12 protein-coding genes and 1 tRNA gene are annotated in these 9,546 nt (G+C 69.7%); 10 read left to right on the top strand and 3 right to left on the bottom strand.

All coding sequences use genetic code 11. The features are described 5' to 3' along the window. The 3 genes from BGN97_RS10200 to BGN97_RS10190 all read left to right on the top strand — a co-directional run. The coding region (locus BGN97_RS10200; RefSeq protein ID WP_292700896.1) for an ATP-binding cassette domain-containing protein at nucleotides 1-703 on the top strand (703 nt) is incomplete at its 5' end. Further along, a complete protein-coding gene (locus tag BGN97_RS10195; protein WP_292700893.1) occupies nucleotides 703-1,362 on the top strand; it encodes a methionine ABC transporter permease in 660 nt (219 codons plus the stop codon). The genes BGN97_RS10200 and BGN97_RS10195, both read left to right, overlap by 1 nt. Before the next feature lie 68 nt (nucleotides 1,363-1,430). Next, a complete protein-coding gene (locus BGN97_RS10190) occupies nucleotides 1,431-1,892 on the top strand; it encodes a class I SAM-dependent methyltransferase (protein WP_292700890.1) in 462 nt (153 codons plus the stop codon). On the opposite strand, the gene BGN97_RS10185 is transcribed toward BGN97_RS10190, so the two are convergent. From BGN97_RS10185 to BGN97_RS10175, 3 genes are read right to left on the bottom strand one after another with little or no spacing between them, the layout of a single operon-like run. After that, nucleotides 1,843-2,832 (bottom strand): pseudouridine synthase, encoded by a 990-nt coding sequence (locus BGN97_RS10185; RefSeq protein WP_292700887.1) that lies wholly within the window; start codon nucleotides 2,830-2,832, stop codon nucleotides 1,843-1,845. The genes BGN97_RS10190 and BGN97_RS10185 overlap by 50 nt on opposite strands. Before the next feature lie 14 nt (nucleotides 2,833-2,846). Then, nucleotides 2,847-3,341 carry a MarR family transcriptional regulator gene (locus BGN97_RS10180; protein WP_292700885.1) on the bottom strand — a complete coding sequence of 165 codons (495 nt, stop codon included), beginning with the start codon at nucleotides 3,339-3,341 and terminating at the stop codon, nucleotides 2,847-2,849. Between the two features lie 7 nt (nucleotides 3,342-3,348). Continuing rightward, complete coding sequence (locus BGN97_RS10175) at nucleotides 3,349-3,849, bottom strand: GNAT family N-acetyltransferase (protein WP_292700882.1); 501 nt, start codon at nucleotides 3,847-3,849, stop codon at nucleotides 3,349-3,351. 122 nt (nucleotides 3,850-3,971) lie between these two features. Here BGN97_RS10175 and BGN97_RS10170 point away from each other — a divergent pair. The 7 genes from BGN97_RS10170 to BGN97_RS10140 all read left to right on the top strand — a co-directional run. Continuing rightward, nucleotides 3,972-4,043 (top strand) — tRNA-Gln (locus BGN97_RS10170). A gap of 1 nt (nucleotide 4,044) precedes the next feature. Beyond that, nucleotides 4,045-5,475 carry a bifunctional UDP-N-acetylglucosamine diphosphorylase/glucosamine-1-phosphate N-acetyltransferase GlmU gene (glmU, locus tag BGN97_RS10165; protein WP_292700880.1) on the top strand — a complete coding sequence of 477 codons (1,431 nt, stop codon included), beginning with the start codon at nucleotides 4,045-4,047 and terminating at the stop codon, nucleotides 5,473-5,475. A gap of 9 nt (nucleotides 5,476-5,484) precedes the next feature. Further along, on the top strand, nucleotides 5,485-6,519 hold the full coding sequence (locus tag BGN97_RS10160) for a ribose-phosphate diphosphokinase (protein ID WP_292700877.1): 1,035 nt from the start codon (nucleotides 5,485-5,487) through the stop codon (nucleotides 6,517-6,519). 5 nt (nucleotides 6,520-6,524) lie between these two features. Further along, nucleotides 6,525-7,139, top strand: a complete 615-nt coding sequence (locus tag BGN97_RS10155; RefSeq protein WP_292700874.1) for an amino acid deaminase — start codon at nucleotides 6,525-6,527, stop codon at nucleotides 7,137-7,139. A gap of 82 nt (nucleotides 7,140-7,221) precedes the next feature. Then, nucleotides 7,222-7,899, top strand: a complete 678-nt coding sequence (locus BGN97_RS10150) for an HAD family hydrolase (protein ID WP_292700871.1) — start codon at nucleotides 7,222-7,224, stop codon at nucleotides 7,897-7,899. A gap of 41 nt (nucleotides 7,900-7,940) precedes the next feature. Continuing rightward, on the top strand, nucleotides 7,941-8,957 hold the full coding sequence (gene phnD / locus BGN97_RS10145; protein WP_292700868.1) for a phosphate/phosphite/phosphonate ABC transporter substrate-binding protein: 1,017 nt from the start codon (nucleotides 7,941-7,943) through the stop codon (nucleotides 8,955-8,957). 27 nt (nucleotides 8,958-8,984) lie between these two features. Continuing rightward, nucleotides 8,985-9,546 (top strand): ATP-binding cassette domain-containing protein (locus BGN97_RS10140; RefSeq protein ID WP_292700866.1); only part of this gene is annotated, 562 nt, incomplete at its 3' end.

The raw sequence follows: 9,546 nt of genomic DNA, 5'->3' as shown, positions 1-9,546 counted from the left end.
CGCCGGCTGGTCCAAGCCCGAGATCGAAGAGCGCGTGGCCGAGCTGCTGAGGTTCGTGGGTCTCGCGGACAAGGCGCGCGCCCATCCCGAGCAGCTCTCCGGCGGTCAGAAGCAGCGCGTGGGCATCGCCCGTGCGCTCGCGACCCGGCCCAGCATCCTGCTCGCCGATGAGGCGACCAGCGCGCTGGACCCGCAGACCACCCACGAAGTGCTGGATCTGCTGGGGCGAGTGAACCGCGAGCAGGGCGTGACGATCGTCGTCATCACGCATGAGATGGACGTCATCCAGACGATCGCGACGAAGGTCGCCGTGATGGAGAAGGGCAGGGTGATCGAGCAGGGCGAGGTCTTCGACGTCTTCTCCCGACCGCAGAACCCCGCCTCGCAGCGCTTCGTCGGCACGGTCATCAAGGGGCTTCCCTCGCCGGCCGAGGCGGCGGCTCTCCGCGAGCGGCACACTGGGCGCCTGGTCACGTTCTCGTTCCGCGACGGGGACTCCTCGCAGTCGCAGGTGCTGCTGGACCTCGCGCAGGCGGGCCTCGAGTTCGAGCTCGTCTACGGCGGGATCAATGACATCCGCGGTCGCGCCTTCGGGCATCTCACCCTGGCGATCCGAGGCGCGGATGCCGCGATCGACGAGGCGTTGCGCGGCATCCGGCAGCACGCCGAAGTGACCGAGCTCGAGCAGGAGGGGACGCGCTGATGGACCGTCTCATCGAACTGGGCGACGAGTTCTGGCAGGCCGCCGTCGAGACGCTCTACATGACCGTGTTCGCGCTGGTCATGGCGGGCATTCTCGGCACCTTCATCGGCGTGGGCCTGTACCTCACCCGCCGCGGCGGGCTGCTGCCGAACCGCCTGATCAACGGCCTGCTCGAACTGCTGGTGAACTTCTTCCGCCCGATCCCGTTCGTCATCTTCATCGCGGTGGCGATGCCGCTGACCCGGGCCGTGATCGGCGTGGGCATCGGCACCACGGCCGGCGCCTTCGCGATCGGTCTCGCGGCCTCCTTCGCGATCGCGCGAATCGTCGAGCAGCACCTCGTCTCGGTCTCTCCGGGCGTGCTCGAGGCCGCGCGCGCCATGGGCGCCGGCCCGTGGCGCATCCTCTTCACCGTCGCGATCCCCGAGTCGCTCGGGCCGCTCATCCTCGGCTACACGTTCATCGTGGTCGCGCTCATCGACATGACCGCCATGGCCGGCCTCGTGGGCGGCGGCGGTCTGGGCGCGTTCGCGCAGATCTACGGCTTCCGTCAGTTCGAGCCGGTCGTGATGTGGGCGGCCATCGTGCTCATCGTCGTGTTCGTGCACCTCGTCCAGCTGCTGGGGACGAAGCTCGCGCGCGTGATCATGCGGCGATAGCCCTTCCCCAGCGGCCCGTGACGTGCCATCCTCGCACCAGGGGAGTCCTCTGGGGTGAAAGGCGCGTCATGGACACGGGGATGTTCCAGGCGGCAGACGGCTATGACCGTCTGATAGGTCGCTTCCTGCCTTCGCTGGCGCCGGCGTTCGCCGACTTCGCCGGCGTGGAGACGGGCAGTGCAGTGGACGTCGGATGCGGACCGGGCGGGCTCACGCGCGAGCTCGCGCGCCGCCTCGGTGCGGGGAGCGTCTCGGCGATCGACCCCTCGCCGCCGTTCGTCGCGGCCTGCCGCGAGCGGGTGCCCGGCGCCGAGGTGGTCGAGGGCGTCGCGGAGGCTCTGCCCTTCGCCGACGGCGCGTTCGACTCGGCGCTGTCCTCGCTCGTGGTCGGCTTCATGTCCGACGCGCAGCAGGGCGATGAGGAACTGGATGCCGTGCGCGCCGCGGTGCGCGACGACCTGGAGGCGCCGGACGGTCCGTTCACGCTCCCCGCGGTGGCGTGGGCTGCGCGGGGCGCTGTTCCGGCCTGACGGAGGGAGCCGGAGCCTCCTGCAGGGTCCTGCGCGTCACGAACTCCCGTGCGGTGCCGGTGAGCGGGTCGGTGAACCGCAGTTCGCGGGCCAGCAGCTGCAGGGGGCTGGTGAAGTCATCCGGTGCTTCGGGCAGGAGCACGGGGTAGAAGCCGTCGTTGAGGATGCCAGCGCCCAGCGCCGCCAGGTGCACCCGCAGCTGATGCATCTTCCCGGAGCGCGGCCGGAGTCGCGTGTGCAGCACGCGCTCGTCCGCGTCGATCAGCTCGATCAGCGTCTCGGAGTTGGGCTCGCGCTCGGCATCGACCCGCACGCACACGTTCGCGCGGAGCTTCTCGATGTGGTTGCGGTGGACGATCGGGAACGGACGGCCGTCGAGCGCGGGGGATGCCGGATCCCACACCTCGGGCAGGGCCGACACCGCCTCGTAGACCTTCTCCACCCGGCGGTTCTCGAACAGCAGCTGGTAGGCGCCGCGGGTCTCCGGGCGCACCGAGAACATCAGCAGGCCGGCCGTCGCCCGGTCCAGGCGGTGGATCGGGGTCAGTTCGGGGATGCCGAGCAGGTTCCGCAGCCGCACCAGTGCGGAGTTCTGCAGGTACTTCCCGCCCGGGGTGGTCGGCAGGAAGTGCGGCTTGTCGGCCACCACGAGGTCGCGGTCCTGGTGCAGCACCTCGATCTCGAACGGGATCTCGCGCTCCACCGGCGGCTCCCGGTAGTACCAGACGAACTCGTGCGCGCCGAGCGGGGTGTCCCTGGTGAGGGGCGATCCGTCACGGGCCACGATCTCTCCGCGGTCGAAGCGCGTCAGCAGGCGCTCGGGGTCGAGGTGGAAGAAGCGCTCGGCCATGTAGGCGCCGATCGTGGGCCAGGGACCACTCAGCGGCAGGTGCAGGCGCGTCGCGCCGACGCCGTCGCGCACGGGCAGCGGTGAGGTCATCGCCATCAGCGCGCTCAGACGTCGAAGCTCAGGCTGAGCTTGCGCAGGAGGCCCGCCAGCCGGTCGCGGTCCGCGCGGGGCAGCGCCTGCAGCAGCTCGGCCTCGGCGTCCACGAGTCGGGTGATCGCGGCATCCACCCGCACCCTCCCGTCGTCGGTGAGGATGACCAGGATGCTGCGGCCGTCATCCGGATCCGCCTCGCGGCGCACGAACCGGCGGCCGACGAGCCGGTCGATGCGGTTGGTCATGGTGCCGCTGGTCACCAGTGTCTGCTGCAGCAGCTGCTTGGGTGAGAGCTGGAAGGGAGAACCCGCGCGCCGCAGTGCCGAGAGCACATCCCATTCCCAGGGCTCGATGTCGCTGCGGTGGAACACCTCGCGCCTGGCCCGGTCGAGATGGCGGGAGAGCCTGTCCATGCGGGAGAGCACCTCGAGCGGGGAGAAGTCCAGGTCGGGACGCTGCGCGTTCCACGCGCTGACGATCCGATCGACCTCATCCACCTCGCTCATCGCACCATTATCCCGCGTGCGGCGCCGCCTCCATCCCCGCCGCCGGCACCGGGGCGAGAGTCAGGAACGCGCTGTGCGGATCGGGCAGGTACCGTCCGAACGCCTCGCACTCCACGAAGCCGGCGTCGGCGTAGAGGGCGCGGGCGGGCGCGAAGAACGGATCGCGACCGGTCTCGAGCGACAGCCGCCGGATGCCCCGGCTCCCGGCATCCCCGATCAGGAAGGCGAGCATGGCGCGGCCGAAGCCCTGGCGGCGGGAGGTCGGGGCGATGCGCATCGACTTCAGCTCCTCGTGGCCGTCGTCGACCGCGGCCAGCGCGCCGGTGGCGACGGCACGGCCGTCGTGGTAGCCGGCGAACAGCCGGACACCCGGCTCGAGGAGCCGGTCGAAGGACAGCGCGTGCTGGCTCTCCGGCGGGGCTGTGCCCTCCATCTCGGCGTGGTGCGCGGCGACGAACGCCTGCAGCGCGGGGATGGCCGTGAGGACGCGCTCGATGACGATGCTCATGCCGTCATGATCGAAGGAGAGTGTTTCCGGCAGATGACGAGCGGGCCGACGTCCGCGGCCGCGCTCAGAGCGCACGGGTGAACGTGGCAGACTTGACGGGCGGTGTCCCACGGGGGCCGCGGTCCGCCGTGGTGTAATGGCAGCACGACAGCCTTTGGAGCTGTGAAGTCCAGGTTCGAGTCCTGGCGGCGGAGCATGTCGGAGAACGCACTCGCCATCATCGTCCTCGCCGCAGGGCAGGGCACCCGCATGAAGTCGCGCCTGCCCAAGGTGCTGCACGAGATCGGCGGCAGACCGCTGGTCGGACACGTGCTGACCACCGCGCACGCGTTGGGGGCGCAGCACATCGAGGTCGTCGTGCGGCATGAGCGCGAGCAGGTCATCGCGACGCTCGCCGAGCAGTACCCGGACGCGCGCATCGTCGACCAGGACGAGATCCCCGGCACCGGCCGCGCCGTGCAGGTCGCACTCGACGCCCTCCCGGACGACTTCGACGGCGACGTCCTCGTGCTCTCCGGAGACGTGCCGCTGCTCGAGGCCGACACGCTGCAGCACCTGCTCGACGGTCACCGGGCGGCGTCCGCCGCGGCCACCCTGCTGAGCGCCCATCTGGACGACCCGACCGGATACGGCCGCGTGATCCGCGGCGCCGACGGTGCCGTGGAGCGCATCGTCGAGCAGAAGGACGCGACGGACGACGAGGCCGCCGTCACCGAGATCAACGCGGGCGTGTACGTCTTCCGGGTCTCGGCGCTGCGCACCTTCCTGACCCGCATCGATCAGAACAACGCTCAGGGCGAGCTGTACCTCACCGACGTGATCGGCCTGCTGCGGGGCGCGGCCGAGCACGTCGCCGCCGAGCTCGCACCGGACGCGGCCTCCACCTTCGGTGTGAACGACCGCGCCCAGCTCGCCGAGGCCGGCCGGGTGCTCAACCAGCGCATCGTCCGCCGCTGGCAGCGCGAGGGCGTCACGATCATCGATCCGGCCACCACCTGGATCGACGACGACGTCGTGCTCGCACCCGACGTGACGATCCTGCCGAACACGCAGCTCCTGCGCGCCTGCGTGATCGCGACCGGTGCCACCGTCGGTCCCGACACCACGCTGGTCGACACCGAGGTCGGCGAGGACGCCGTCGTCAAGCGCACCGACGCGAACCTGGCCGTGATCGGCGCCCGCGCCACCGTGGGCCCGTTCTCGTTCCTGCGTCCCGGGACGGTGCTCGGCGCGGGCGGCAAGATCGGCGCCTACGTCGAGACCAAGAACGCGCAGATCGGCGAGGACAGCAAGGTCCCGCATCTGTCCTACGTGGGGGATGCCGTGATCGGCCGCCACGTCAACCTGGGCGCGAGCACGATCACCGCGAACTACGACGATGTGAACAAGCACCGCACCGAGATCGGCGACGAGGTGCACACCGGCTCTCACACGGTGCTCGTCGCGCCCGTTAGGCTTGGTGCAGGTGCGAAGACCGGTGCAGGTGCTGTCGTCCGCAAGGACGTCCCCGCAGGCTCGCTGGCCATGAGCGTCGCCCCTCAGCGCAACATCGAGGGGTGGGTCGAGAAGAACAGAGCAGGAACCGGCGCGGCGGATGCCGCCGCGCGGGAACGATCGGCGGAATAGGCGGCTCGGATGGGGCACAAGAAGAAGACGGTGGCGCTGGATCGGGAGAACGGGGTCGCACCCGGGCTGATCGCCAAGACCAAGAAGCGACTGGTCGTCGCCGGTGGTCGCTCCCATCCCGAGCTGACTGCGGCGGTCGCCGCTGCGCTGGGTCAGGAGATGGCACCCGTCGAGCACCGCACGTTCGCCTCGGGTGAGATCTACGCCCGCTTCGAGGTCTCGATCCGGGGCTGCGACCTGTTCATCGTGCAGTCCTTCGGCGAGCCGGTCAACGAGTGGCTCATGGAGACGCTGATCATGCTGGATGCCGCCAAGCGGGCATCCGCCAAGCGCATCACCGTCGTCGCCCCGTACTACCCGTACTCCCGCCAGGACAAGAAGGGCCGCGGTCGCGAGCCGATCAGCGCCCGCCTGGTCGCCGACATGCTGAAGGTGGCCGGCGCCGATCGCGTCATGAGCGTCGACCTGCACGCCGCGCAGATCCAGGGCTTCTTCGACGGTCCCGTCGACCACCTCTTCGCCAAGCCGGTGCTGCTGAAGCACTTCGAGGAGACCCTCACCGCCGAGGACCGCGAGACGCTCACCATCGTCTCGCCCGACATGGGCCGCGTGCGCGTCGCCGACACCTGGTCCGACAGCCTGAACGCGCCGCTGGCGATCATCCACAAGCGCCGCGACCCGAAGGTCGCGAACCAGGTCTCGGTGCACGAGATCGTCGGCACGGTGAACGACCGTACCTGCCTCCTCGTCGACGACATGATCGACACCGGCGGCACGATCGTGAAGGCGGCGCAGGCGCTGAAGGCGAACGGCGCCCGCAAGGTGATCGTCGCCGCCACGCACGCGATCTTCAGCGATCCGGCATCCGTGCGTCTGCAGGACGAGGCGATCGATCAGGTCGTCGTGACCGACACGATCCCGTTGTCGGCGTCGCGTCGCTGGGACGAGCTCGTCATCCTCCCGATCGCACCGCTGCTGGCCACGGCCATCCGCCAGGTCTTCGAGGACGGCTCGGTCACGAGCATGTTCAACGGCGCCGCCTGAACGGGATGCTTCCCGACCTCGAGCAGGTGCGGGCGTTCATCGCAGCGGATGCCGCCCAGGGGCGCTTCGCGCACTGGGGCCTGTCCACGGTTATCGACGAGAACACCGGCGAGGCGGTGATCGATCGCGAACTCTTTGACGTGCTGCATGAGACCGCAGGGATCGCCGCCGGGTTCCCGGTCGGCAACGCCGGCGTCATCCACGTGTACGCGTACTGGTTCTCGACGGCCGTCACGCCGTACGGCTACAAGCGGGATCGCTGGCAGGACGGCATCCTCGCCTCGGCGCTGGGCCAGGTCCCCGATGCGTTCCGGCTCTGGGGCGACGGGGCGTCGACGCCCCTTCAGCGAGTGACTGCGGCGACCCTGCCGCTGCTGACGGACCCACCCTCTGCCGTGCGGGGGCGAGCGGATGCCGTGGTCGACGGCACGCTGACACGGGTCGTGCTGGTCGGAGCGGACGATCCGTCCGCCACGGCGCTGATCTACGGGACCAGAAGTGGCGACACCTGGCGCCTCGTGACCGCATTCCCGATATCGGGGCATCCGGACGACGTGGTCGACGACTTCCTCTCCGACCAGCGCTGGCGCTGGAACGCAGTGGGGGATCCACAGGCTTAACCGGACGTTCACCGGAAGATAGACATGCTGTCCGCCAATTGCCTCTAATCTTGGACGTAACGTCCAGAACAGAGGAGCGCGCGTGACCCCCACCATCATCTTCGACTTCGACGGCACCCTCGCCGTCGGCGACGGCCCTGTGCTGGCATTCGCCCGTTTCGCAGCGGAAGCCGCAGGTGATGACTACATCTCGCGCGTGGAGTCCGCGCTCGCCGCCTACGAGCGCGGCGCCTCGGCCTACCGTGACGGATACGACGTTGTCAGTTCGCTCGCGCGCGCCGACGGTGTCGACGAGAGCACGCTGAACGCCGCCTACGCGCACAGCCGCACCCGGCTCGGCACCGCCGACGCCCTCGTGCAGCCGGCGCCGGGCCTGACCGAGCTGATGGCCGAGCTCGACCCGCAGGTGCGCGTGATCCTCGCCACGAACGCGCCCGAGACCGGCATCCCCGACCTGCTCGCCGCCTGGGGGATCGCCGATCGGCTGCAGTCGACGCACTTCGTCGTCGGCAAGCCGGCCGGCCTCGAAGCGCTCGTCCGTGCTGCGCTCGCAGACGGCCCGGTGCTCTCCATCGGCGACATCTTCGTCAATGACCTCGCGCCCGCCCGTGCACTGGGAGCCGACACCGCACTGGTCGGCGCCACAGCATCGTCGTCGACCGAGGACCCCACCTTCCGGGGGACGACCCTCGCGGATCTCGCCCCCCGCATCCGGCGCTGGGCGGACGACGCCCTGCGCCTCTCCGACCTCGCCTCCTGACCTCACCGAACGCCCTGCAACACTAGCTCCGAAAGGCAATCATGCACCTGCGCAAGACCCTCGCCGCGGTGGGCATCGCCACCGCATCCGTCCTCGTCCTCGCCGGCTGCGCCGGCGGCGACACCCCGAAGAGCGACGCGTCCGACGCCGCCTGGCCCGACGAGATCACGATCTCGCTCGTCCCCTCCACCGAGAACGCCGACCTGGCCGAGGCGCTCACGCCGCTCACCGGCTACCTGAGCAAGGAGCTCGGCATCAAGGTCAACGGCGTCGTGGCCGACAACTACGCCGCCACCGTCGAGGCCCTCGGCGCAGATCAGGCGCAGGTCATCATCACCGACGCCGGCTCGCTGTACCAGGCGATCAACCAGTTCGACGCCAAGCTCATCCTCCGCGACGTGCGGTTCGGCGCCAGCTCCTACGCATCGGTCGCGTTCACGAACAACCCCGACAAGTACTGCGCGGACGCTCCTGTCAAGGCGAAGTACGCGGCGAACGACGTCGACCTCAGCTACTGCAACGGCATCGAGAAGGCCGGCGACAAGGCGACCGGGACCGGCCCCGCCGGTCTGAAGGCGCTCAAGAAGATCGACAAGGGCACCAAGGTCGCGCTGCAGGCCGCCACCTCGCCGGCCGGCTACCAGTACCCGGTGGTCGCGATGCAGGATGCCGGCATCGACACCGACTCCGACATCACCCAGGTGCCCGTCGAGGGCAACAACAACGCCGTGCTCGCGGTATACAACGGCGATGCCGAGGTGTCCTTCGGGTTCTGGGACGCACGCTCCAGCGTGCTCAAGGAGACCCCCGACGTGGCCGACAAGGTCGTGGCGTTCGCCTACACCGACATGATCCCCAACGGCGGCGTCGCAGTCAGCAGCAGCCTGCCCTCCGACCTGGTCGCCAAGCTCACCAAGCTCATGGACGGCTACGCCGACTCCTCCGACGAGGCGAAGAAGGTCATGACCGACCTCGTCAGCCTCACCGACTGGACCGCGGAGACCCACCAGGACGAGATCGACCGGTACGGCGAGATCCTGAACAAGTTCTCCCACTGAGTCCCGCACGACAGAAGAGGATCACGCATGGACACGTCCTGGCACGTCGCACTCGATGACGTATCGGTCACCTACCCGAACGGTACTCGCGCGCTCAAGGGCGTGTCCCTGCGGATCGACGCGGGGGAGATGGTCTCGGTCGTCGGTCTGTCCGGCTCCGGCAAGTCCACGCTGATCCGCACGATCAACGGCCTGGTGCAGGCCACCGGAGGCGCCGTCTCCGTGGGCCCGCACCAGGTCACCTCCCTGCGAGGACGCGCACTGCGCGACCTGCGCGGACACGTCGGGATGATCTTCCAGGGGTTCAACCTCGCCGAGCGCACCGACGTCTACCACAACGTCCTCGTCGGTCGTTTCGCGCACGCGCCCGCCTGGCGCAACCTTCTGGGCGTGCCGTCCGCGGCTGATCGTGAACTGGCGCTCGCGGCGCTGGACTCGGTCGGCATGCTCGACAAGGTGTGGGCGCGAGGTGGAGCGCTCTCCGGCGGACAGAAGCAGCGGGTCGCGATCGCCCGCGCGCTCACCCAGGAGCCCAGCATCATGCTCGCCGACGAGCCGGTCGCCTCGCTCGATCCGCCCACCGCGCACA

Source organism: Microbacterium sp. 69-10, assembly GCF_001897945.1.
GTDB lineage: Bacteria > Actinomycetota > Actinomycetes > Actinomycetales > Microbacteriaceae > Microbacterium.
The sequence above is the reverse complement of the archived record's forward strand: the minus strand, read 5'-3'. Positions and strand labels throughout refer to the sequence as shown.